This window comes from Zavarzinia sp. (assembly GCF_049306435.1).
Taxonomy (GTDB): domain Bacteria; phylum Pseudomonadota; class Alphaproteobacteria; order Zavarziniales; family Zavarziniaceae; genus Zavarzinia.
This window is the reverse complement of record NZ_JBAQRT010000173.1, coordinates 10,624-34,495: the sequence shown is the minus strand read 5'-3', so window position 1 is coordinate 34,495 and position 23,872 is coordinate 10,624. Positions and strand designations below refer to the sequence as shown.

The window sequence follows — 23,872 nt, the reverse complement described above, 5'->3', positions numbered from 1 at the left end:
GGCCGAGGCCGAGCGCCGCAAGCGCGAGGCCGAGGCCGCCCATGCCGCCGAGGCCGAGAAGCGGCACCAGATGCAAAGTCTCGCCGACAGTCTGGAAGCGACCGTGCGCGGCATCGTCGCCGCCCTGGCCACCGCCGCCACGGAACTGCAGCACAGCGCCAGCGTGATGACCTCGACCGCGGACGGCAGCAATCAGCAGGCCGAGGTGGTCGCGACCGCGGCGGACCGGGCGACCGGCAATGTCCAGACCGTGGCCAGCGCGGCGGAAGAACTGGCGGTTTCGGTGCGCGAGATCGCCGACCGTGTCGCCCAGTCGGCCCAGACCGCCGCCCTCGCGGTGCGCGAGGCCGAGGGCACCAACCGCACCATGCGGGATCTGTCCGCCTCGGCCGGGGAAATCGGCGATGTGTTGAACCTGATCGCGGCCATCGCCAACCAGACCAATCTCCTCGCCCTCAATGCGACGATCGAGGCGGCGCGGGCCGGCGAATCCGGCAAGGGTTTCGCCGTCGTCGCCTCGGAAGTGAAGAACCTCGCCACCCAGACCGCCAAGGCGACGGAAGAAATCGGCGCCAAGATCCGCCTCATCCAGAGCCAGACCGAACAGGCGGTGGGGGCGATCAGCTCGATCGGCCGCACCATCGCCTCGATCAACGACATCACCTCGAACATCGCGGGCGCCGTCGAGCAGCAGGGCGCGGCGACCAGCGAGATCGCCCGCAATGTCGCCCATGCCGCCGACGATACCCGCCAGGTCTCGGGCGCGATCGGCGAAGTGCGAACGGCGACGCTGGAAACCGGCCGCAGCGCGGGCGGCGTCCTGTCGGCGGCGTCCGATCTGTCGGGTCAGGCGAACCGGCTCGATGCCGAAGTGCGGCGCTTCATCGCCCAGATCCGGGCGGCATGAGGAAGGGGGGCGGCGACGCCCCCCGCCCCGTATACCCTAACCCCGTCAGTTGACCCGGCGTTCGCGCCCTGCCCAATAGGGATCGCGCAGTTCGCGCTTCAGGAGCTTGCCGGAAGCGTTGCGCGGCAGGTGCTCGACGAAATCGACCGTGCGCGGCACCTTGTAGCCGGCGATGCGACCGCGGGCGAAGGCGATGATCTCCTCCGCCGTCGCGCGGGAATCGGGCTTCGTCACGATGACCGCCTTCACCGCCTCGCCCCATTTGTCGTCGGGCACGCCGATCACCGCGACATCGGCGATGTCGGGATGGCCGAACAGGGCGCTTTCGATCTCGGCCGGGTAGATGTTCTCCCCGCCCGAGACGATCATGTCCTTCACCCGGTCGTAGATATAGACGTAACCATCCTCGTCCAGATAGCCGGCGTCGCCGGTGCGCAGCCAGCCATCCGGATCGATCGTCTTCGCCGTCGCGTCGTCCCGCTTCCAGTAACCGGCCATGACGGCGCGGGAGCGGGTGCAGATCTCGCCCACCTGGCGCGGCGGCAGGCTCCTGCCCTCCGCGTCGATCACCTTCACCTCGACCCCGACCTGCGGCTTGCCGGCGCTGCGCATCCGCTCGTTACCATTGGGATCGTGATCTTCCGCCGGCAGATAGGTGCAGAGGCCCGTCGTCTCGGTCATGCCGTAGAGCTGGACGAAGCCGCATTTGAACACCGCCAGCGACTTGCGCAGAAGTTCGAGCGGAATGGGCGACGCGCCGTAGAGGATGAACTTCAGCGACGAGAAATCGGTGGTCTGGCACGAGGGATGCTGGAGCAGGAACATAAGCACCGCCGGCACATAGAAGACCTTGGCGATCCGGTGTTCCTCGATCTGTTTCAGGACGACGCCGGGATCGAAATCGCGGGTGATCACCAGCTTGGAGCCCGCGTAGATGCCGAGGAAGGCCGAACCGGTGCCGCCGATGTGGAACAGCGGCATGGCGACCTGAGCCACGTCGTCCGGCGTCCAGGTCGCCCATTCCTCGGCATTGGCGTCGCGCAAGGGCACATTGCCGAGGAAATTATAATGGCTGAGCATCACGCCCTTGGGATGGCCCGTGGTGCCCGACGTGTACATCTGCAGGACGCAATCATTCTCGCCCCCCTCCCGCGCCGGATCGGCGGCATCGGCGAAGGGCGCGATCCAGTCGGCGAAACCGGGCCAGTCGCCATCGCCCGGTCCCATGACGACGATCTTGCGCACGGTCTTGAAATCCGCCCCGAAATAGCGGACGGCCGGCACGAAATCCGGGCCGACGAAGAGCACTTCCGCCTCGGCGTCATCGAGGATGAAGGTGATTTCGGGCGCGGCCAGGCGCCAGTTCACCGGCACGAGCACGGCGCCCGCCTTGGCGGCGCCGAACAGCAGGGCGAAATAATCGGCGGCATTCTTGTCGAGGACGGCGACCCGGCCCTGCGGCTTCACCCCTTCGGCGATCAGGGCGGCGGCGCAGGCGGTGCTCGCCCGGTCGAGTTCGCCATAGGTGATCTGACGATCGCCTTCGATGAGAGCGACCGAATCGCCGCGCTCCCTCGCGTGGTGGCGCGGGACATCGGCGAAGGTTTTCACTTCGGGATAATAGGCCATCTTTCTCTCCCCAACGCGCACGGCTGTCGCCGCGTCACTTTTTTGTTGGGGGACAGTCTAGGGGCGTGTCTCTCCGGCCTCAAGTCGCGAAATCCTCGGTTTGGCCACGTTCCGCGCGGCCCGGCTTTGGTGTAAGCATGACGGCCGTCCGCGTGCGAGATCCCGATGCGCTCTTCCCGAATTCCGCCTCTCGTTGTCCTTGTCACCGCCCTCGTGCTCACATTTCTCGGCTGGTGGCTACCCAACCGGCCGGTCGCGCTCGACAATCCCTATGACGGGCTGATCGAGAGCGTGTCCTTCGCCCCATTCCGTGGCAACCAGAGCCCGCTGACCGGCAATTATCCGAGCAGCGCGGAAATCGCGCAGGCGCTGGATGCGCTTGTCGGCAAGGTCAAGGGGGTCCGGCTCTATACCGCGCAGGAAGGTATGCAGGAGGTGCCGGAACTGGCCGGGGCGCGGGGCCTGAAGGTCTTCGCCGGGGCCTGGCTGGGCATGGTCCCGCGCACCAACAAGGCGGAAATCGCCAGCCTGATCGATCTCGCCAACCGCTTCCCCGACACGATCGACCGGGTGATCGTCGGCAACGAGGTGCTGCTGCGCAAGGATCTGCCGGTCGAGACCCTGATCGAGCATATCCGGACCGTGCGCGGCGCGATCAATCAGCCGGTGACTTACGCCGATGTCTGGGAATTCTGGCTGAAGAACCCGCAGCTGGCGGCCGAGGTCGATTTCATCACCATCCACATCCTGCCCTATTGGGAGGACAACCCCCTGCCGGTCGAGGCCGGCAATGCCCATGTCGATCACATCCTGTCCGAGGTGAAGGCGACTTTCCCGGACAAGCCCGTCGTGATCGGCGAGATCGGCTGGCCGACCTATGGCCGCGACCGCGAGGCGGCGGTGGCGGGCCGGCTGGAGTTGGCGCGCTTCATCACCAACTTCCTGCACAAGGCCGGCGCCGAGGGCATCCACTACAATATCATCGAAGCCTTCGACCAGCCGTGGAAAAGCGCGATGGAAGGCACGGTCGGCGCCAATTGGGGCCTGTTCGGCGACGACTGGCGGCAAAAATTCGATCTGAAGGGACCCGTGGTCGAGATGCCGCAATGGCCGATCGGCCTTGCCATCGCCGCCGCCCTCGTCCTGCTGACCTGGGCCCGGCAGCGCCCGCGCGCCAGCCACATGAACCTCGGCCGCGCGCTTCTGGCCGGCGCCATCCTCGGCCTTGCCACCTATGCCGTGAGCCGGGCCGCGATCGAGGCCTGGTATTTCGCCTATATGCCCGGGCCACGCGCCTGGGCCGTCATCAAGCTGCTGATCGGCACGGGCGTCGCCTTCTCTCTTGTCAGCGCCTCGTTCCGCATGTTGTCGGGCGACGCGCGGATCGCGGTCGGCGGCTGGACCGCGGCGGCGGGCGATATCATCCTCGGCCTTGCCCTTGGCCTCGCCTTCCTGCTGTCCTTCCTGCTGGAAGTCAGCGTGACCGATGATTTCCTGATCCCCAACCTGCCACCGGCGACAATCACCCAGCTCTGGCCGCTGCTGCCGGTCGACGGGCGCTATCGCGATTTCCCGACCGTTTATCTTGGCATCACCGCGCTCGTGCCCGTGCTGGTCGCCCTGATCGCCGCCCTCACCGGGCGCGACCGTTTCCTCGACCGGCTGGCCTTCGGCCGGGTCTTCGGCTCGATCGGCCGGACGGAGAAGCCGGGCACGGGCTGGTTCACCGCCCTGCTTTGCCTCGGCTTCCTGGCGCTGGCCGGCGGCCTGATCGCGGTCGAGGGGACGCTGAACACCGAAGCCTGGATCTGGGCCGCCAGCCTTGTCCTGATGAGCCTGCCCTTCGGCGCCGCCACCCTACGCCGCTGGCTGATATAGACCCTTCGGATCGTCGATCCCGACCACCCAGAGGTCGGGGTCGCGTCGCCGCGCCCGCTCGATCCTGTCGGCCAGCGACGGCGGATCGAGCAGATCGCCGCCATCGGCCGCGGTCCAGACCAGATGCCCCTCTCCATCCCTCGCCCGGTCCATCAGCCGGCTGCCCAGCGGGTAGCGGTCGATCACCAGCATGATGCCGCCCGCGTCGTCGTCCCCCTTGTGAAGGACGGCGGCGGCGAAACCCGTGGTCTCGGCCTGACGAATCAGGGCCTGAACAAGGAGGCGGGACTTCAGGCGGGGTTCGATGCTCATGGCGCCGATGAAACACCGGATGCCGGCCCCAAACAAGAGACGGCCCTCTTCCCGGGGGGAGGAAGAGGGCCGTCGGCCGGGCGTTCTCACCCCGTGGGGGGCGCGGGGGGAGAACCTGGGGGCGAGGGCTTGCACCCCTGCCCGGTTACGCCTTCAGCTTGGCGGCGATGCCAGCGACATGCTTGCCCTGGTGACGGGCGATCTTCAGCTCGTTCTCGCTCGGCTGACGGCTGCCGTCGCCACCCGCGATGGTCGAGGCGCCGTAAGGCGAGCCGCCGCTGACCTCGGCGGTCTGGAACATCGCCGGCTCCGAGAAGGGCACGCCGACGATGACGAAGCCATGGTGCAGCAGCGTGGTGTGGAACGACAGGATGGTCGATTCCTGGCCCGCGTGCTGGGTCGCGCTCGAGGTGAAGACGCTGCCGACCTTGCCGATCAGCGCGCCCTTGGCCCAGAGGCCGCCGGTCTGATCGAGGAAGTTGCGCATCTGCGCGGTCATCATGCCGAAGCGGGTCGGGGTGCCGAAGATGATCGCGTCGTAATCGACAAGCTCGGCCGGGGCCGCGATCGGCGCCACCTGATCCGGCTTCATGCCGAACTGCTTCATCATCTCGGCGTCCATCAGCTCGGGCACCCGCTTGACGGTGACCTCGACGCCCTCGACCGAGGCCGCGCCTTCGGCGATCGCGCCGGCCAGCGTCTCGATATGGCCGTAGGAGGAATGATAGAGCACGAGAACCTTGGTCATAATGTTGCGTCCTTCCAACAAATTCGATGACCGGAAGTTAGGCCTCGGGGCACCCTTTGATAATCGCGGGACTTCGCACATAATCGTTTCCGATTTGGAAACAGTGGCGGGAGCCCCATGGATCGGCTGGCGGCGATGGCGGTATTCCGCCGGGTGGTGGAACTCGGCTCCTTCGCGGGGGCGGCGCGTGATCTGAACCTGTCCAATGCCGCGACCAGCAAGCATGTCGCGGCGCTGGAAGCACATCTCGGCGCCCAGTTGCTGCACCGGACGACAAGGCGCCTGTCCCTGACCGAAACCGGCCAGGCGGTTTACGAGCGCTGCGTCCGCGTGCTCGACGATGTCACGGATCTGGAGGCCGCGGTCGGCCAGATGGAGGCGCAGCCGCGCGGGCGCCTGCGCATCAATGCCCCCATGTCCTTCGGCCTGTCGGACCTCGGGCCGCTGCTGCCCCGCTTCCTTGAGCGCTATCCCGATATCACCGTCGATCTCGTGATGAACGACCGGGTGGTCGACCTGGTCGAGGAAGGTTTCGATGTCGGCGTCCGCATCCGCAGCGAACTCGGCGACACCAGCATGATCGGCCGGCGCATCGGCGGCGTGCTGCCCGTCGTCTGCGCCTCGCCCGATTACCTCGCCCGGCGGGGCACGCCCCAGGTCCCGGAAGACCTGATGGACCACGATTGCCTGCAATATTCGCTGTCGGCGACGGGCGACGAATGGATCTTCCGCAACGAGGCCGGCGAAGAACGGCGGATCCGCCCCAAGGGCCGGCTGACGGCCAATAATGGCGACGTTCTGCGGGCCTCCGCCGTCGGTGGCCTCGGCATCTGGCGGACGCCGGATTTCCTGGCCGAACTCGATGTCGCGGGCGGACGGCTGGTGCCGATCGACCTCGGCGGCTTTCGCCTCGCCAGCCATTCGATCTATGTGATCTATCCGCCCGGCCGCCATCTCAGCCCCAAGGTGCGGGCCTTCGTCGATTTCCTGGTCGAGACGGTGGGCGCCCGTTGTCGCTCGCGGGGCGCCCCCTGAGGACAGCTCAGACCGGATGGGCGTAGCGAAAGCCGATGGCGATCCGGTTCCAGCTGTTGATCGTGCCGATCAGCAGGGTGAGATTCACCATCTCCTCCGGCGTGAACAGCGCCCGCGCCGCCTCGTAATCCGCGTCGGGGGCGTGGCTTTCCGCGACCAGGGTCAGGGCTTCGGTCCAGGCGAGGGCGGCACGCTCCCGAGGGGTATAGAGCGGCGATTCCCGCCAGGCGCCGAGAAGATGGAGCCGGGCCTCGGTCTCGCCGGCGGCGCGGGCATCGCGCGTGTGCATGTGCAGGCAGAAGGCGCAGCCATTGATCTGCGAGGCCCGGGTCTTCACCAGTTCGACCAGCGCATGGTCGAGGCCGCAGCCCCGGATATAGGCCTCGAGCGCCATCATGGGTTTCATGGCGGCGGGCAGGACTTCGTGGGCGATCAATCGGGGGGTCATGTCATCTCTCCGTGGTGGATGAAGAGATGACGGGCCGGCCCCCCGATCCGTGACATCGCAAACCTTCAGTCGGCGACTTTCAGCACCAGCTTGCCGAAATTCTCGCCCTTGAAGAGTTTCAGCAGGGTGGCCGGGAAGTTTTCCAACCCGACGGCCACGTCTTCCCTGGCCTTCACCTTGCCTTCGGCGATCCAGCCCGCGATGTCGCGCGCGGCTTCCCCATAGCGGGCGGCATAGTCGAAGACGACGAAGCCCTGCATCCGCGCCCGGTTCACGAGCAGCGACATGTAATTGGCCGGGCCCTTCACACCCTCGGTCGAATTATACTGCGAGATGGCGCCGCAGATGGCGATGCGAGCGCCCCGGGCCAGCTGGGCGAGGACCGTGTCAAGGATATCGCCGCCGACATTGTCGAAATAGACGTCGACGCCCTTGGGGGCGAGGGCGCGCAGGCCTTTCCGCACATCCTCGGCCTTGTAATCGATGACGCCATCGAAGCCGAGTTCATCGACGACATAGCGGCATTTGTCGGCGCCGCCGGCGATGCCGATCACGCGGCAACCCTTCAGCTTGGCGATCTGGCCGACCAGCCCCCCGACCGCCCCCGCCGCGCCCGAAACCACCACGGTCTCGCCCGGCTTCGGCTGGCCGACATCGAGCAGGCCGAAATAGGCCGTCATCCCCGGCATCCCGAGAACACCGAGCCAGGTCGGCAGCGGCGCCAGCGCCGGATCGATCCTTGTCGCCTCCTTCGCCGGCAGCACGGCATAGTCCTGCACGCCGGTGATGCCGACGACATGATCGCCAACGGCGAGCGACGGATCATTGGACGCGACCACCCGGCCAAGGCCGAGCGCCCGCATCACCTCGCCGATGCCGACCGGCGGAACATAGGACTTCCCCTCGTTCATCCAGCCGCGCATGGCCGGATCGAGCGAGAGATAGAGCACCTGGACGAGAACCGCGCCCGGGCCGGGCACGGGCGGGGCCTCGCTGGTGAAGTGCCAGTCGGACGGTTTGGGCAGGCCGTTCGGCCGGGCCGCGAGGCGCCACTGGTGATTGATCGCCGGGGTCATGGCTGCTGTTTCCTTGCTTCTTCTTCGACCAGTTCTTTTTTCGACAGTTTGCCGACCGGGGTCTTCGGCAATTCGTCGCGGATTTCCAGCGCGGCGATCATCTCGTGCTTGCCAAGGCGGGACTTCAGGAAGGCCTGCATCTCCTCGAGGGTGACGGGGGCGGCGCCGGCCTTCAGGGTGATGAACACCTTGGGCGCCTGACCGCGGTAAGCATCGTGAATGCCGATCGCCGTCGCTTCCGACACCGAGGGATGCTCGTAGACCGCTTCCTCGATCACCCGAGGATAGACGTTGAAGCCGCCGCACAGGATCATGTCCTTGGTGCGGTCGACGATGAAGACGTAACCATCATCGTCCATCCAGGCGACATCGCCGGTGCGGAAATAGCCATCGGCCGTGAAGGATTCGACATTGGCCGACGGCTTCTTCCAGTAACCCGTCATGACATTGGGGCCGGCGATGCACAGCTCGCCCCGCTCGCCCGGGCCGACCTCGCGCGTGTGGTCCGCGACATCGATGAACTTCAGCCGGACATGGGGCACCGGCACGCCGCAGGAGCCGGATTTGTGCAGGCCGCGCGCCGGGGTGAAGGTGCCGGTCGCCGTGGTCTCGGTCATGCCCCAGCCTTCGGTGAGGTGACAGCCGGTCAGGCGGAGAAAACGCTCCGCCAGCTCGACCGGCAGGGGCGCGCCGCCGGAGCCGCAGAATTTCAGCGCGGTCAGATCAGCCTTGGCCATGCCGGGATGGTTGATCAGCCCGGCATACATGGTGGGAACGCCCGGGAAGAAGGTGATGCGCTGGTCGGTCAGGGTGCGGAGCGCCGCCTCCGCCTCGAATTTGGCGTGCAGCACGAGACGCGCCGCGATCGTGATGCCCAGCAGCATGTTGACCGACAGGGCATAGATGTGAAACAGCGGCAGGACCGCGAGGATGCGTTCCTTGCCGATCTCGAGAAGGGGCTCGTCGCCCGAGCAGAGTTCGAGCAGTTGCGCCTGGGCCGCGGTCAGATTGGCGTGGGACAGCATGGCGCCCTTGGGCAGGCCCGTGGTGCCGCCCGTGTACTGCAGGACGGCGAGGCACTTCGCCGGATCGGCGACCAGGAAGGGCGCCACCGCGCCGTCATTGTCGATCAGGTCGCGGAACGTCAGGTGATACGCATCGCCCGCCGGCACGTCGGCGGTCTGGCCCGCCGCCTTGAGGAAGGAGGCCACCGTCTCGGGCTCGGTCGAGAAATCGCCGATATTGCCGACGATCAGTTTCTTCAGCCGGGAATGGCCGAGCAAGGCCGCCATCTGGGGATAGAGCACCTTGAGGTCGAGGGTGACGAGAATATCGGTCTCGCTGTCCTCGACCTTGTGTTCCAGCACCCGCGCGGCATCGAGCGGCGAATAATTGACCACGGTGCCGCCCGCCGTCAGCACGCCGAAAAAGGCGATGATGTAATGCGGGCAGTTCGGCAGATAGAGCCCGACATGAACCCCCGGCCCGACGCCGAGCGCCCGAAAGCCCTTGGCCGCGCGCATGACGAGGCCCTGCAGCGCGCCATAGGTGATTTCGGCGCCGTTGAAATCGACGGCGACATGGCCGGGGAATTCGGCGGCGGTCCGAATGAGAATATCCTGCACCGCGCCGCCCGGCAGCGGCGAATCCCAGCGCACGCCCGGCGGATAGGATTTCTGGAAGTCGACGGCGCCGCTGGCCTTGGGGTTACTCATACTGTCCTCTCCTTGCCGGTTGCCCTGTCATGCCGCCGCGGCGGCCTGGCTCAACCTCTCCATCGCGGCCCGCATCAGGTCGGCGAAATGACCGATGTCGGGCACTGTGTCGTGATCGGCGGTCAGGCCGTAATCTATGCTGTCGCAATAGCTCATCAGGGTGATGTTGAAGCCGACACCGTGGAAGGGGATGCTGACGGGGTAATTGGCCAGCACCTTCAGCCCGGCGAAATAGAGCGGCACCGGCGGCCCGGGGACGTTGGAGATCACCACGTTGAAGGCCGGGGCGTGGAAGCTCTGGATGCCGAAATTCTCGTAAAGCCTTGCCGCCCGCGCCATCAGGGCCGGCGACGGCACCTTGGCCCAGTCGCCCATCAGGCTGGCCGGCAGGGCGCGCATCTTTTCCTTGGCGGCGGCCATGTCGCCGCTGATCTTGCCAAGGCGGATCACCGCGTCGGGCTCGTCGGTATGGAGCGCCGTGCGCAGGAAGGTGACGTGATTGCCGCCCGTGCCCTTCTGGTCTTCCGGCCTCGTCGACATGGGCACGCCCGCGATCAGCGAATGGCGCGGCAACTCCCCCCGCTCGTCGAGATAGCCGCGCAGGGCATCGGCGCAGACCGCGAGCACGACATCGTTCAGCGTGACACCGAACGCCTTGCGGATGGTCTTGATGGTCGCCAGCGGAAAGCCGCCGTGGGCGTAGGACCGGCGAGCGGTGATCTGGCGGTTGAAACGGGTGCGCGGGGCAAGGCCGATGACGCTGCGGGTGGATTCGCCCTGCAGGATCAGCTTGCCGCGCTCGATCGCCTCGCGTCCCAGGCTGGCGAGCACCGGCATGGTCGACTTGATCAGGCGGAAGGAATCGCCCGGCCGGCGCGACAGGGATTTCGCCGTGGCGAACAGGCGCCGGGTGAGCGAGGGCATGTCGTCCGGCCGCCAGGGCTTGTCCGGCGGCGGCAAGGTCGCTGTTTCGGGCGTGAGATCGAGCAGGGTCGTCAGAATTTCCGCGCCGGAGACACCGTCGATCGCGGCATGATGCATCTTGGTGATGACGGCGATACGCCCGCCCTCCAGCCCCTCGACCACATGCAATTCCCAAAGCGGCAGATTGCGGTCGAGCCGCGTGGCCGCCAGCTCGCACACCAGGGCATCCAGTTCGGCGCGGCCGCCCGGGCTCGGCAGGGCGCGGCGGCGGATGTGATGGACGAGATCGAAATCCGGGTCCTCGATCCAGAACGGATGATCGATGTCGAGCGGCGTCATCAACAGCCGGCGGCGCATGGGCGGAATATGATCGAGCCGGCTTTCGACGAGATCGAAGATCACCCGGAAGCTCTGTTCCGGCGTCTGACCCGGCGGCGGCTGCAGCAGCACGAGCCCGCCGACATGCATCGGGCAGGTGTTGCTTTCGATGTTGAGGAAGGTGGTGTCGATCCCCGAGAGTTGCTGCATGGCTCAGGCCTCCTGCCGCGTGGGGGAAGGATAGACGAGGCGACGCCAGCCACCGCGCTCGAAGGGGACCCAGTCGCCTTCAGCCCGGGCCAGCCGGTCGGCGATGGCGAAGAGGACGGCCGGATTGTGGCCAAGGCCGGAATGGCTGCCCTTCACCTCGATATTCTCGACCTGTTCGCGCGGGGTCTCGATACAGCGCTGCCAGGGCACGATGCCGTCCGAGCGGGTATAGATGCAGGTCACCGGCTGGGGCGGCGTCGCCCGCAACCGCTCGCGCAGGGCCGGATCGTCGCCGCGCCTTCCGCTCAGCCATTGATGCAGGCGTTTGACGTTGGAAACGTCCGAGGTCCCGGCGAAGGGACTGCCGAGGGTGATCACCTGGCGCACCTTCTCCGGCGCCAGCTTGGCGATTTCCCGGGCGTAGAGGCCGCCGGCGCTCCAGCCGATCAGGCTGACCTTGCGGCCGCTGCGCGCGCTGATCTCGTCCAGCCGGTCTTGCAGCAGGGGCAGCAGGTCGGGATGCCCGGTGTTCCGCCCGGCCTTCCAGCCGTGGGTGCGATAGCCCCGGCGCCGCAGGAAGGCGCGAAGCGGCGCGGTCGAGCCGTCACCCCCCGCGAGGCCCGGCATCACCAGCACCGGATGACCATCGCCCGAAGGCGCGAGATCGAGGAGGGGGCGGGCGGCGAGATAGCCACCGAATTCGGCGAAGGCCCGGAATTCGAGCGCGAGCAGAAGCGGCGAAGGCGGCCGCATCATGGTGTCTGTCGTCATCGGGTCGCCCTGCTTTCATTGGCCTGGTGGCGGCCCGCGACGGGGCCGGAAGCACGCAACGCAACCCGGAACATCCGGCGCTTTCCCCTCCCCCCTCTGGGAGAGAGGGATGGAGTGAGGGAGGACGCCCCCACCCCGGTCCCGTCTTCAGTGCCGCGCGGCTTCGGCGACCTTCACGCCCCGGGCGGGAATCGCCGGGGCCACGGCATCGTGAATTCTCGGCCAGATTCCCTGCTTGCGCCAGCGGGCATAGCGGTTGCAGACGGTGGCATAGGGGCCGTATTGGGTGGCCGGCCAGTCGCGCCAGCGTCCGCCCGCGTGAAGCATGTGCAGGATGCCGCTGATGATGCGGCGATCGTCGGCGCGGGGGGCGCCACGGCCGCCGGACGGCAGCAGGGGCTCCACCTTTTCCCAGGTTTCGTCGTTCAGCCAGAACAATTGCTTCATGCCTTACGCTCCTTCCTTACAATCAGGTGGCGGAGGCGCCGCCATCCACCGCCAGCATCTGACCCGTGACATGCCGCGACGCTTCCGAGGCGAGAAACACCGCCGCGCCCATCAGGTCCTCGTCCCCGCCCAGCCGGCCGAGCGGCGTCACCTCGATCACCTGGGTGCTGAAACGATCGAGCAGCCCTTGCGACATTTTCGAGGGGAAGAAGCCGGGGCAGATGGCGTTGACATTGATGTTGTAACGGCCCCATTCGGCGGCGAGCGCACGGGTGAAATTCACCATCGCGCCCTTCGAGGTATTATAGGCGATGGTGTTCATCGACAGGTTCGGCGGATTGCCGCCAAGCCCCGCGACAGAGGCGATGTTGATGATCTTGCCGCCGCCCTGCGGGATCATCGCCTGGCGACCGACTTCCTGCGCGAGCAGGAAGGGGGCGTCGATGTTCAGCGTCATCACCTTGTCCCAGGCGGACTTCGGATAATCCTCGGCCGCGGCGCCCCAGGTCGCGCCCGCGTTGTTGATCAGGATGTCGATCCGGCCGAAACGCTCCATCACCGCGCCGACGAGACGCGGGATGGTCTCGCCCGCGATATCGCCGAGATCGGCGACGACGGACATCGCCTCGATCCCGGCCGCGCTCAGGCGCTTCTCCGCCTCGGCCAGTTCGCCGGGCTTCCGCGCCGCGATCGCGACCTTCGCGCCCATTTCGCCCAGCGCCTCGGCCATCTGCAGGCCGAGCCCGCGCGAGCCGCCGGTGATCAGGGCGACCTTGCCCGAAAGGTCGAAAAGCTGCTTCACGCTCATCTTACTGGATCCGCTTCAGTTCCATCTTGGCGATCGAATTGCGATGCACTTCGTCCGGCCCGTCGGCGAGACGCAGGGTGCGCGCCCCGGCATAGGCATAGGCGAGGCCGAAATCATTGGAGACGCCGCCGCCGCCATGGACCTGGATCGCCCAGTCGATCACCTTGCAGGCCATGTTGGGCGCCGCCACCTTGATCATGGCGATTTCCTTGGCCGCGACCTTGTTACCGTAGCGGTCCATCTTGTCGGCCGCGTTGAGGACGAGGAAACGGCACTGGTCGATCATGATGCGGGCTTCGGCGATACGCTCGGCCGTGACGCCATGCAGCGCGATCGGCTTGCCGAAGGCGGTGCGCGCCTTGGCCCGCTGACACATCTTCTCGAAGGCACGCTCGGCGAGGCCGATCAGGCGCATGCAGTGATGGATGCGGCCCGGGCCAAGGCGCCCCTGCGCGATCTCGAAGCCGCGGCCTTCGCCGAGCAGCATGTTGGAAACCGGCACGCGGACATTCTCGAACAGAACCTCGCCGTGGCCATGCGGCGCGTCGTCGTAACCGAAGACCGGCAGGGCGCGCAGGATGGTGACACCCTTGGTATCGCGCGGCACGATGATCATCGACTGCTGGGCGTGACGGTTCGGATTGTTCGGGTCGGTCTTGCCCATGAAGATGAAGACCTTGCAGCGCGGATCATTCGCGCCCGACGACCACCACTTGCGGCCGTTGATGACATATTCGTCACCCTCGCGCCGGATGGAGCTCGCGATATTGGTCGCGTCCGAGGAGGCGACCTCGGGCTCGGTCATGGCGAAGCAGGAGCGGATCTCGCCCGCGAGCAGGGGCACCAGCCACTGTTTCTTCTGTTCCTCGGTGCCGTAACGGGCGAGGACTTCCATGTTGCCGGTATCGGGCGCGGAACAGTTGAACACCTCGGGCGCCCAGGCGACGCGGCCCATGATCTCGCACAGGGGCGCGTATTCGAGATTGGTCAGGCCGGCGCCCAGCTCCGATTCCGGCAGGAACAGGTTCCACAGGCCGGCGTCCTTCGCCTTCTGCTTCACTTCCTCGACGATCCGGGTCGGCTGCCAGCGGTCGCCCTCGGCCACCTGCTGCTCGAAGACATGCTCGTTCGGATAGACATGGGCGTCCATGAAGGCGCTCACCCGCTCCATCAGGTCTTTCGTCTTCTGGGAATATTCGAAATCCATGATGCGATCCTTCGGGTTTCAGCGCGGATTGACGCGCAGCGTGTTGGTCGGCAGGCGCTCTTCGAGGATGTCCTGCATCCTGATCTCGATCGCCTTTTTGATGGTCGGGTGGGTGATGATGTAGAAGCGCCCCGCCTGAACCCCTTCGAGGGTGATGCGGGCGACATCGGCGGCGGTCAACTTGCCGGCGGCGATCGCCTTGCGCATCGCTTCGGCATAGACCTCGCCCAGGGGATTGGCGTCGGCGAATTCGGCCGGGCGGTTACGCTCGGAATGGCCGATGCCGGTGGGCACGAAGGCCGGGCACAGCACCGAGACGCCGATCGGCGCCCCCTCCAGCTGCAATTCGTGATGCAGGCATTCGGACAGGGTGACGACGCCATGCTTCGAGACGCAATAAACGCTCGATCCCGGCGGCGAGACGAGGCCGGCGGCCGAGGCGGTATTGACGATATGCGCGGGCTGGCCCTGCGCCAACATGCGCGGCACGAAGCTGCGGATGCCGTGGACGACGCCCATCAGGTTGACGTCGAGCACCCATTTCCATTCGTCGAGGGTCGTCGTCCAGGTCGGCCCGGACACGGCGACGCCTGCGTTGTTGAACAGAAGATGGGCCGCCCCGAAACGGGCATAGGTCGCTTCGGCGAGATTGTCGACGTCGCATGGTTTCGAGACGTCGCAGATGGCTGTGATGACGTCGGTGGCACCGGGAAGAAGAGCCAGGGTCGCCCCCAGCCCTTCCTGGTCCCGGTCGGCCAGAACGAGCTTCATGCCCGCTCCGGCGCATTGTACCGCCAATTCGCGGCCGAACCCGCTGGCTGCCCCCGTGATGACGGCAACCTTGTTCGCCAGATCCTGCACCGCGACTCTCCCCCGCTTGCTTTTTTTGCTGCCGCGACGTTTTCGCCGTCGGATTGCCCCCAGAGTAGCGATGAACTAACCTGCGTCCAATGAATGTTCGGAAGCGGATACCATAAATTCCATGCATATAAGCCGATTGGACCTCAATCTCCTCGTCGTGCTGGACGCGATCTTCGCCGAAGGCGGCATCACGGCGGCGGCGGCCAAGCTGAACCTGACCCAGCCCGCGGTCAGCCATGCCCTCGGCCGGCTGCGCGACGTGCTGGGCGATCCGCTGTTCGAGCGTCAGGGCCGGCGTCTGGTGGCGACGCCCTTCGCCCGCGGCCTGATCGAGCCGGTGCGGCAATCCTTGCGCGGGATCGAGATCGCCCTCGCCGAGGCCGAGCGTTTCGATCCGGCGACCACGCGGCGGCGTTTCACCCTCGGCATCCGCGATGTGCTCGAGGCGCGCATCCTGCCCGCGCTGATGCACCGGATCAGCGAGGTCGCCCCGCTGGTCGACCTGTCGGCCATTCACGTCGATCGCCGCGAGGTCGAGGGCGAACTGGCCGCCGGGCGGGTCGACGCCGCGCTCGATATCTGGCTGTCGCTGCCCGAACACATCCGCCAGCGCCGCTTGATGGCGGACCGTTTCGTCGTCGTCGCCCGCAGCGGCCACCCCAGGGTGCGCGGCCATATCGATCTCGACACCTATCTGGCGCAGCAGCATGTCCTGGTCAGCGCCCGCACCGCCGGCCCCGGTCTCGAGGATATCGAACTGGCCCGTCTCGGCCACAGCCGCCATGTGCGCCTGCGCTGCCAGCATTATTTCGCCGGCTGCCGGGTGGTCAGCCAGACCGACATGATCCTGACCATGACCGAGCATTACGCCCGCATCACCAACCGGCCCTTCGCCAACCAGATGCTGCCCTTTCCCATCGAAGGACCCGGCCTCGATGCCTTTCTCTACTGGCACGCCAATGTCGAGAATGATCCTGCCAATCGCTGGCTGCGCGGCCTGATCACCGAAACCATGGCCGCCCTGCCCCTGCGCGACGTCTAGACAGGCCTGTAAGCAAGTCGGCTTTTGGCGGCAAGACATCCGTTTCCGGGGAGGAAAAGTTCCCGATCCCAGGGCGGCTCCATCACTTCCTCCAGATATGGCGATAATGGAAGCACTTGCGCCCAAATTGACGGCGCTTGTGCTGCCAAATCCCCCCACTTGATCTCTATTCTTGTCCATGACGCGTTGCACAAAAGCGGTGTGACTTCCGCTTTTACACAACCGTACAACAGCCATGGACCGGCACCATGCCCAGGTACGACCAGACATCACGGATCTCCACGGCCTGCCGGGCGGAAGCATGGCTGGTCGACCTGGAACTGTCGGCGCCTGAAAGCCAAGCCATTGATCTGAAACCAGGTTTGGACGAACAGCGACGCGCATCGGGATACCGAAAGCCACTCGACCGCCGCCGCTTCCTGCGCAGTCGCGGTGCCCTGTGCCGTATTCTGTCGGATTACACCGGGCGCCCCGTGGCGAGCCTCGACATCAGGACGGACGAGCGCGGCCGGCCCTGTCTCGCCGCTCCTGACACGGTGGATTTCAATTCGTCCCGATCCGGCAATTTCGCCCTGATCGGCACCGCCCGAAATTGCCGCATCGGCATCGATATCGAACAGGTCCAGCCCGATTTTCCGTGCATGGAACTGGCCAAATCTTTCTTCTCACGAAATGAAAATACCTCACTCGACGCCCTGCCGGCGCAGCGTCGCGCCGATGGTTTTTTCCAGGCCTGGGTTTCCAAGGAAGCCTGCGTGAAAGCCTGGGGCATGGGCCTGTCCCTGCCGCTCGACAGTTTCGACGTCTGCGCCGATCCGGCCGCCCCCGCCGCCCTGCTGGCGGATCGCTCGGATGGGCCGCCGCTTTGGCTCTACCGGCTGGAAGCGCCCGGCGGCTATGTCGCCGTGCTCGCCGCGGACCGGCCGCTTGCCTCGCTTCGCCTCCACACCACCCGTCATTCCCGGCTGCACCAGACGGCGCCGGATGTCGCCCGGCCGACAGTTCAGGAGATCTGACATGGGCATCGTCGAACGCACCACGCCGCCCCAGGTCCTGCCCCTCGCCATCGGCCAGCGCGGCATCTGGGTCAGCAGCAAGATCGCCCCCTCGGATTCGGTGTTCAACATATCGGAATATGTCGAGATCACCGGCGCCCTCGATCCCGAGCTGTTCCTGCGCGCGCTCCACACCCTCGCCAACGAGGCGGAAACGGCGCGAACCCGCATTGTCGATACCGACGACGGCCCGCGCCAGGTGATCGAGCCGTTCTACGCCGGCAGCATTCCCTATATCGACTTCACCGACGAAGCCGATCCTCTGGCGGTCGCCGAAGCCTGGATGATGGCCGAATTGTCGGAACCCGTCGATCTGGCCGGCACCCGGCTGTGGTTCGTCGCCCTGCTGAAAATCGCCGACGAGCGCTTCATCTGGTATCACCGCTGCCACCACATCATCCTCGACGGCTTCGGCGGCGGTCTGCTGGCCCGGCGCTGCGCCGAGCTTTATACCGCCCTGGTCGAGGGCCGCGCGCCCGAGCCCTGCCCCTTCGGCGGTTTCTCGACCATCGTCGAATCCGAGCAGTCCTACCGCAACTCGCCCCGCCACGAACGCGACCGCGACTATTGGCGCGAGCGCCTCGCGGGCCTGCCCGAGCCGATCTCGCTCGCCAAGCGCCGCGTGGCGCCGACCGGCGGGTTGCTGCGCTCGACCGCGCGGCTGTCGCAAGACAAGTCGCTGGCGCTCCGCGAAATGGCCAAACAGGCCGGCGGAACCATGCCGCAGATCCTGATCGCCCTGCTCGCCGCCTATATCTACCGGGTTTCGGGCGCCGACGACCTCGTGCTCGGGATGCCGGTCACCGGACGCACGTCGGGCGTCCTTCGCCGTATTCCGGGCATGATGGCCAATGCCATCGCCATGCGCTTCGCCATGAGCCCGGAGGTCACCCTCGACAACCTGATCCAGCAGGCGTCGAGCGCGGTCATGGGCGGCTTGCGCCATCAGCAGTATCGCTATGAGGACCTGCGCCGCGACCTCGGCCTGCTGCGCCAGGACCAGCAGATCAGCTGGACCGGCATCAATATCGAACCTTTCGACTACGACCTGCGCTTCGCCGGCCTGCCGTCCACTTTCCACAATCTCTCCAACGGCTCGGTCGAGGACCTGACCATCTTCGTCTATGACCGGGACGACGGCCGTGGCCTGCGCATCGATTTCGACGCCAACCCCGGCCTCTATACCAGGGACGAGTTGCAGGAACATCAGGAACGCCTGGTGCGCCTGATCGAGGCGGTGATCGAGAACCCGACAGGTCCCATCGGCGCCGTCGACGTGCTCTCGGCCGAGGAACGCCGCCTGATCGAGACGGTGTGGAACGATACCGCTCATCCCGTCTCGGACCGCCCCTGGATCGAGGATTTCGAGGCGCAGGCAGCGGCGACGCCCGGGCGCCTGGCGGTAACCGACGCCACCGCCAGCTTCGACTACGCCACGCTGAACGAGGAGGCGAACCGCCTCGCCCATACGCTGCTGGCCCGCGGCATCGGCCCGGGCAGCCTGATCGCCGTCGCCCTGCCGCGCAATCGCCACCTGCCGGCGGCCCTGATCGCCATCCACAAGGCGGGGGCCGCCTATCTGCCCCTCGACCCCGAGGCCCCGCCGGCCCGCCTCGCGCTGACGATCGAGGATGCGCAGCCCGCGCTGCTGCTGACGACCAGCGCCATCGCCGGGCGCCTGCCGGTGAACGGCCTGCCCTGCCTGTTCCTCGACCGCACCGACACCTCGCACGCGGCGACCCATAACCCAGGCGACGCCGATCGCAAGGCCAGCTTCGGCCTCGCCGATGCCGCCTATGTCATCTACACCTCGGGCTCGACCGGCCGGCCCAAGGGCGTCGTCGTGCCGCACCGCGGCCTCGCCAATTTCCTGGCCGCCATGCGCGACACCCTTCGCATCACCGCCGAGGACCGCCTGGTGGCGGTGACCACGATCGCTTTCGACATCGCCGCGCTCGAACTCTATCTGCCGCTGACCGTGGGTGCCGCCATCGCCGTCGTGCCGCGCGACGTGGTGCGGGATCCCGCCGCCCTCGTCGAGGTCATCCGCGATTTCGGCGCGACCCTCATGCAGGCGACGCCGTCGCTGTGGCAGGCGCTGGTCAATGATCACGCCCCCGCCCTGCGCGGGTTGCTGCCCCTCGTCGGCGGCGAGGCGCTGCCGCCGCCTCTGGCGCGCGCGCTGCACCGCCTGTCGGGCCGGGTGATCAACCTCTATGGCCCGACCGAGACGACGATCTGGTCGACGGTGATGGAACTCGCCGGCCGCGACCTGGATTCGCCGCCCATCGGCCGGCCGATCTGGAACACCACGATCCATGTCCTCGACCGCCACATGAAGCCGGTGCCGATCGGCATTCCGGGCGATCTCTATATCGGCGGTCTCGGCGTCGCCGATGGTTACCTGCGCCGGCCCGACCTGACCGCCGAGCGCTTCATTCCCGATCCCTTCGGCGGGCCGGGCGGGCGGCTCTACAAGACCGGCGACCTGGCTCGCTGGCGGGCCGACGGCGTGCTCGAATTCCTCGGCCGCAGCGATTTCCAGATCAAGATCCGCGGCTTCCGCGTCGAGGCCGGCGAGATCGAGGCTGCCCTCGCCGCCTGCCCGGGCGTTCGCCAGAACACGGTGATCCTGCGCGAGGAGCCGAATGGCGACAAACGCCTGGTCGCCTATGTTGTCGCCGAGCCGGGAGCGGAACTCGACACCGGCCTGTTGCGGGCGCGGATCGAAAAGACCCTGCCGGATTACATGATCCCCTCGGCCTTCGTCCCCCTCGACGCGCTGCCGGTCAATGCCAATGGCAAGCTGGACCGCGGCGCCCTGCCGGCGCCTCAATACGAGCCACGCCAGGGCTATGTCGCGCCCCGCACGCCGATGGAGGAAATCCTCGCCGCGCTCTGGGCCGAAGCCTTCAATGTAGAGAAGGTCGGCATTCACGACAGCCTGTTCGAGCTGGGCGGCGATTCGCTGGCCGCCGCCCGCATGATCGCCACCCTGCGCAGCCGCCATGGCGTCGAAATTCCGCTCGGCGCCGTCTTCGGCACGCCGACCATCGCCGGCCTCGCCGAGGCGCTCGAGCGCCATGCCGCTCATGATCCCTTCGCCACCACCCTGCCCCTGAAGGCGGGCGGCGGCCGGGCGCCGCTGTTCTGCCTGCACCCCGTGCTGGGCCTTGGCTGGGGCTATGGCGGCCTTCTGCGCCATGTCGGCCAGGACCGCCCGGTCTATGCCCTGCAATCGCGCGGCATCGCCGACGCGGCACCCCTGCCCGCCGACATTCCGCAGATCGCGGCCGATTATCTGGCCGAGGTGCGCCGCATCCAGCCGAAGGGACCCTACCACCTGCTGGGCTGGTCCTTCGGCGGGCTGATCGCCCATGAGATGACCCGCCAGATGGAAGCGGCGGGCGAGACGATCGCCTTCCTTGGCCTTCTCGACGCCTATCCTTTCGTCACCGACAAGCCGCCGGCGGACGAGGCGGCGGAAGTGCTCAACGCGCTGTCCTTCCTCGGCTACGAGAAAGCCGACCTCGGCGCCGGCCCCTTGCGCATGGACAGGCTTGCCGAGTTCATCTGCGAGCGTTACGACGTGTTCTCGATACCCGCGGTGCAGGACATGCAGCGCAAGACTCCGGACCTCTTCGACAACATCCGCAAGGTGATCGAGAACAACATGCGCCTCGCTCGCCGCTTCACCCCCGGCATGGTTGCCGCCGATGTCACCTTCGTCCGCGCCACCAGGGGCAAGGGGGCGGATCTCGACCAGATCCTGCACCATCAGCCGCGAGCCTGGACGGCCCATGTCGCCGGCAGCGTCGCCGTGACCGAGATCGACTGCCACCACCAGGAAATGCTGGATGTCGGCACCCTCGGCCGCATCGGTCCGGTGATCGCCGCCGCCCTCGAAGCCTCGGCCCCGGCCGACGCCAAGGTTTTCGCCTGATGCGCATCACCGTCTTCGCCGTCGGCACCATGGGCGATATCCGGCCCTTCCTCGCCCTCAGCCACGGGCTGCGGAAGAAGGGCCACCAGGTCACCCTGGCGGCGAGCCATAATTTCGAGGATCTGATCCGCCGCTTCGGCGTCGGCTATTCGCCGCTGACCGCCGATTACGAAGAATTGATGCACGCCGCGCCGGAAATGATCGAAAACGGCATGAATGTCGTCAAGGTCGGCCGGATCATGCGCGGCAAGCTGGGCGCCATGGCCTCCCATTGGGCCGAGGAAGGCAAGGCCGCCGCCGAAGGGGCGGAATTGCTGATCGGTCAGGGCCCGGCCACGATCCTCGTCGCCTCCCTGTCGGATGCCCTCGGCATCCCTTGCGTGCAGGCCCAGCTCCAGCCGATGACGCCCTGCCGCGACATCACACCGATGATGCTGCCGCCCACCCGCTTCAAGATCCCGGGCCCGGTCAACCTCTTCCTCTATCATGCGCTGCGCATGATGACCTGGCAGATGTTCGCCCCGGCGATCAACGACATCCTGCGGAAGGACCTGGGGCTGAAGCCCTATACCTGGCGTGGCCCCTATTACGGCGGCCCGGTCGAGCGCAAGCGCGTGCTCTATGCCTATAGCGAGCAGATCCTGCCCAAGTCGCGCGACTGGACGGCGGATCAGCAGGTGACCGGCTTCTGGTTCCTCGACGAAGGCGAAGTCTGGCAGCCGCCCGAGGATCTCGCCGCCTTCCTCGCCGCCGGCGACAAGCCGCTCTATGTCGGTTTCGGCTCCATGCTCAGCAAGGATGCCGAGCGGATCACCCGCATCGTGCTCGAGGCGATCCGCCTCGCCGGTTGCCGCGCCATCGTCGCCACCGGCTGGGGCGGCATCACGGCGGACGAATCGCTGCGCAGCGACAAGGTCTTCGTCCTGAAGCAGGCGCCGCACGACTGGCTGTTCCCGCGCATGGCCGCCGCCTTCCACCATGGCGGCGCCGGCACGACCGCCGCCGCCGCCCGCGCCGGCATCCCCTCGCTGGTCATGCCCTTCATCACCGAACAGGGTTTCTGGTCCAACCAGCTGGAAAAACTGGGCGCCGCCCCCCATCACCTGAACCGCAAGACCGTGACCGCCGCCGAAATGGCCAAGGCGATCAAGGCCGTGCTCGATCCGGCGCTGGCGGCCAACGCGAAGCGCCTCGGCGAGAAGATCCGCCAGGAAAATGGTGTCGAGCGGGCCATTCGCCAGCTCGCCGACTGGGGCCTGCTGACACGCCCCGCCACCGCCGACGCATCGACGGCCGGCCTTGCCTTCGCGGCGGATCATGCTGGCAGCTGATTTCACCGATCGCGTCCGTCGCCAGGCCGACGGATTGTTCGTGCGCTGGCGTGGCCTCGGCCTTCGCACCCGCCTCGTCACCGGCGGCATCGGCGCCGGCGTGCTGGTCGGGCTGATCGCCTGGGCCGGCGGCGCCCGTGCCCCGGCTCTCGATGCGCTGGGTGGTGCCGTTCCCGTCGTCATGGCCACGATCGAACAGCGGCCGACCCCGGTCTTCCTCGACGGTATCGGCACGGTCCAGCCCTCCAACACGGTGCAGGTGCGCGCAAGGGTCGATGGCGAGGTGATCGAGATCGCCTTTCGGGAGGGCGACACGGTGAAGGCCGGCGATGTCCTCGCCCGCATCGATCCCCGGCCGCTGGAAGCCAACCTGAAGCAGATGCTGGCCAATCTCGCCCGCGACAAGTCGCAACTGGCCGATGCCCGCGGCAACCTGAACCGGCTGGTTTCGATCGGCGAATTCGCCGCGCGCAAGACCGTCGACAACCAGCGCGCCCTGGTCGCCCAATATGAAGCCCTGATCGCCGCCGACGAGGCGCAGGTCGATTACGCCCGCACCCAGCTCGATTATACCGTGGTCCGCTCGCCGATCGACGGGCGGACGGGCCTGCGCAGCGTCGATGTCGGCAATATCGTCCATGCCGCCGACGCCAGTCCGCTGGTCACCGTCAGCCAGATTTCGCCCATCGCCGTCGTCTTCAGCCTGAACGCCGACCATCTGCCCGAGATCATCGACGGCATGGCGGCGGGCACCCTGCCCGTTTCCGCCTATGCCAAGGACAACAAGACCCTGCTGGCCGAAGGCAGCCTCGACCTCGTCGACAACCAGATCGACCAGACCACCGGCACGGTGAAGCTGAAGGCCAGTTTCCCCAACGCGGACAATCGCCTGTGGCCCGGGCAGTTCGTCAATGCAAGGCTTCGCGTCTCGATCTACGAAGGCCTGTCGGTCGCGGCGACGGCGATCCAGCAAGGACCGAACGGCGCCTATCTCTGGACCGTCGATGGCGAGGGCCGCGCCGCCATGCGCTCGGTCGTCGTCAACCGGCTGCAGGACGGGCGCGCCCTGATCACCAGTAGCCTGCCGGCCGGCCAGAAGATCGTGCTCGACGGCCAGTACAAGCTGCAGCCCGGCGCCCTGACGGAAGCCGCGGCGCCCCAGCCGGAAGCCCCGGTCGCGGGATCGTCCCAGCCGAATTCCTGATCC

Annotated in this window: 20 protein-coding genes; 8 read left to right on the top strand and 12 right to left on the bottom strand. The window is 67.0% G+C overall.

Annotated elements, in window-relative coordinates; all coding sequences use genetic code 11:
* A partial coding sequence (locus WAZ62_RS09635; protein WP_422643307.1) for a methyl-accepting chemotaxis protein occupies positions 1 to 907 on the top strand: 907 nt, incomplete at its 5' end.
* Between the two features lie 45 nt (positions 908 to 952).
* Here WAZ62_RS09635 and WAZ62_RS09630 read toward each other — a convergent pair.
* The gene (locus WAZ62_RS09630) at positions 953 to 2,536 is read right to left on the bottom strand and encodes a fatty acid--CoA ligase (protein ID WP_422643306.1); all 1,584 of its coding nucleotides are present in this window, start codon (positions 2,534 to 2,536) and stop codon (positions 953 to 955) included.
* A gap of 165 nt (positions 2,537 to 2,701) precedes the next feature.
* Between WAZ62_RS09630 and WAZ62_RS09625 the strand changes: the two genes are divergently transcribed.
* A complete protein-coding gene (locus WAZ62_RS09625; RefSeq protein ID WP_422643305.1) occupies positions 2,702 to 4,414 on the top strand; it encodes an exo-beta-1,3-glucanase in 1,713 nt (570 codons plus the stop codon).
* Here WAZ62_RS09625 and WAZ62_RS09620 read toward each other — a convergent pair.
* On the bottom strand, positions 4,394 to 4,726 hold the full coding sequence (locus WAZ62_RS09620) for a DUF1491 family protein (protein WP_422643304.1): 333 nt from the start codon (positions 4,724 to 4,726) through the stop codon (positions 4,394 to 4,396). The genes WAZ62_RS09625 and WAZ62_RS09620 overlap by 21 nt on opposite strands.
* 145 nt (positions 4,727 to 4,871) lie before the next feature.
* Positions 4,872 to 5,474, bottom strand: a complete 603-nt coding sequence (gene wrbA, locus WAZ62_RS09615) for an NAD(P)H:quinone oxidoreductase (protein ID WP_422643303.1) — start codon at positions 5,472 to 5,474, stop codon at positions 4,872 to 4,874.
* A gap of 117 nt (positions 5,475 to 5,591) precedes the next feature.
* On the opposite strand from wrbA, the gene WAZ62_RS09610 reads away from it, so the two are divergent.
* Complete coding sequence (locus WAZ62_RS09610; protein ID WP_422643302.1) at positions 5,592 to 6,509, top strand: LysR family transcriptional regulator; 918 nt, start codon at positions 5,592 to 5,594, stop codon at positions 6,507 to 6,509.
* Between the two features lie 7 nt (positions 6,510 to 6,516).
* Here the strand turns inward: WAZ62_RS09610 and WAZ62_RS09605 are convergent, their stop codons facing one another.
* The 9 genes from WAZ62_RS09605 to WAZ62_RS09565 form a co-directional block, all read right to left on the bottom strand.
* Positions 6,517 to 6,957, bottom strand: a complete 441-nt coding sequence (locus tag WAZ62_RS09605; protein WP_422643301.1) for a carboxymuconolactone decarboxylase family protein — start codon at positions 6,955 to 6,957, stop codon at positions 6,517 to 6,519.
* A 65-nt stretch (positions 6,958 to 7,022) separates the two neighbouring features.
* Positions 7,023 to 8,033 carry an NADP-dependent oxidoreductase gene (locus tag WAZ62_RS09600; RefSeq protein WP_422643300.1) on the bottom strand — a complete coding sequence of 337 codons (1,011 nt, stop codon included), beginning with the start codon at positions 8,031 to 8,033 and terminating at the stop codon, positions 7,023 to 7,025.
* Complete coding sequence (locus WAZ62_RS09595; RefSeq protein ID WP_422643299.1) at positions 8,030 to 9,748, bottom strand: AMP-binding protein; 1,719 nt, start codon at positions 9,746 to 9,748, stop codon at positions 8,030 to 8,032. The genes WAZ62_RS09600 and WAZ62_RS09595 overlap by 4 nt, the downstream gene beginning before the upstream one ends.
* A 27-nt stretch (positions 9,749 to 9,775) precedes the next feature.
* Complete coding sequence (locus tag WAZ62_RS09590; RefSeq protein ID WP_422643298.1) at positions 9,776 to 11,200, bottom strand: WS/DGAT/MGAT family O-acyltransferase; 1,425 nt, start codon at positions 11,198 to 11,200, stop codon at positions 9,776 to 9,778.
* Between the two features lie 3 nt (positions 11,201 to 11,203).
* On the bottom strand, positions 11,204 to 11,971 hold the full coding sequence (locus WAZ62_RS09585; RefSeq protein WP_422643297.1) for a hypothetical protein: 768 nt from the start codon (positions 11,969 to 11,971) through the stop codon (positions 11,204 to 11,206).
* A gap of 147 nt (positions 11,972 to 12,118) precedes the next feature.
* Positions 12,119 to 12,418: a transposase gene (locus WAZ62_RS09580; RefSeq protein ID WP_422643296.1), complete on the bottom strand. Its 300-nt coding sequence runs from the start codon at positions 12,416 to 12,418 to the stop codon at positions 12,119 to 12,121.
* Positions 12,419 to 12,440: 22 nt separating this feature from the next.
* A complete protein-coding gene (locus tag WAZ62_RS09575; RefSeq protein WP_422643295.1) occupies positions 12,441 to 13,226 on the bottom strand; it encodes an SDR family oxidoreductase in 786 nt (261 codons plus the stop codon).
* A gap of 1 nt (position 13,227) precedes the next feature.
* Entirely contained in the window at positions 13,228 to 14,433 is a 1,206-nt protein-coding gene (locus WAZ62_RS09570; RefSeq protein ID WP_422643294.1) for an acyl-CoA dehydrogenase, read from the bottom strand.
* Positions 14,434 to 14,451: 18 nt separating this feature from the next.
* Positions 14,452 to 15,294: an SDR family NAD(P)-dependent oxidoreductase gene (locus WAZ62_RS09565; RefSeq protein ID WP_422643293.1), complete on the bottom strand. Its 843-nt coding sequence runs from the start codon at positions 15,292 to 15,294 to the stop codon at positions 14,452 to 14,454.
* A gap of 136 nt (positions 15,295 to 15,430) precedes the next feature.
* Between WAZ62_RS09565 and WAZ62_RS09560 the strand changes: the two genes are divergently transcribed.
* The 5 genes from WAZ62_RS09560 (at position 15,431) to WAZ62_RS09540 (ending at position 23,869) form a co-directional block, all read left to right on the top strand.
* The gene (locus WAZ62_RS09560; protein ID WP_422643292.1) at positions 15,431 to 16,336 is read left to right on the top strand and encodes a LysR family transcriptional regulator; all 906 of its coding nucleotides are present in this window, start codon (positions 15,431 to 15,433) and stop codon (positions 16,334 to 16,336) included.
* 473 nt (positions 16,337 to 16,809) lie between these two features.
* On the top strand, positions 16,810 to 17,352 hold the full coding sequence (locus tag WAZ62_RS09555; protein WP_422643291.1) for a 4'-phosphopantetheinyl transferase family protein: 543 nt from the start codon (positions 16,810 to 16,812) through the stop codon (positions 17,350 to 17,352).
* A gap of 1 nt (position 17,353) precedes the next feature.
* Positions 17,354 to 21,334 carry an amino acid adenylation domain-containing protein gene (locus WAZ62_RS09550; RefSeq protein WP_422643290.1) on the top strand — a complete coding sequence of 1,327 codons (3,981 nt, stop codon included), beginning with the start codon at positions 17,354 to 17,356 and terminating at the stop codon, positions 21,332 to 21,334.
* Positions 21,334 to 22,665: a glycosyltransferase gene (locus tag WAZ62_RS09545; RefSeq protein WP_422643289.1), complete on the top strand. Its 1,332-nt coding sequence runs from the start codon at positions 21,334 to 21,336 to the stop codon at positions 22,663 to 22,665. The genes WAZ62_RS09550 and WAZ62_RS09545 overlap by 1 nt, the downstream gene beginning before the upstream one ends.
* Positions 22,652 to 23,869 carry an efflux RND transporter periplasmic adaptor subunit gene (locus WAZ62_RS09540; protein ID WP_422643288.1) on the top strand — a complete coding sequence of 406 codons (1,218 nt, stop codon included), beginning with the start codon at positions 22,652 to 22,654 and terminating at the stop codon, positions 23,867 to 23,869. The genes WAZ62_RS09545 and WAZ62_RS09540 overlap by 14 nt, the downstream gene beginning before the upstream one ends.
* The last annotated feature ends 3 nt before the right edge of the window (positions 23,870 to 23,872 follow it).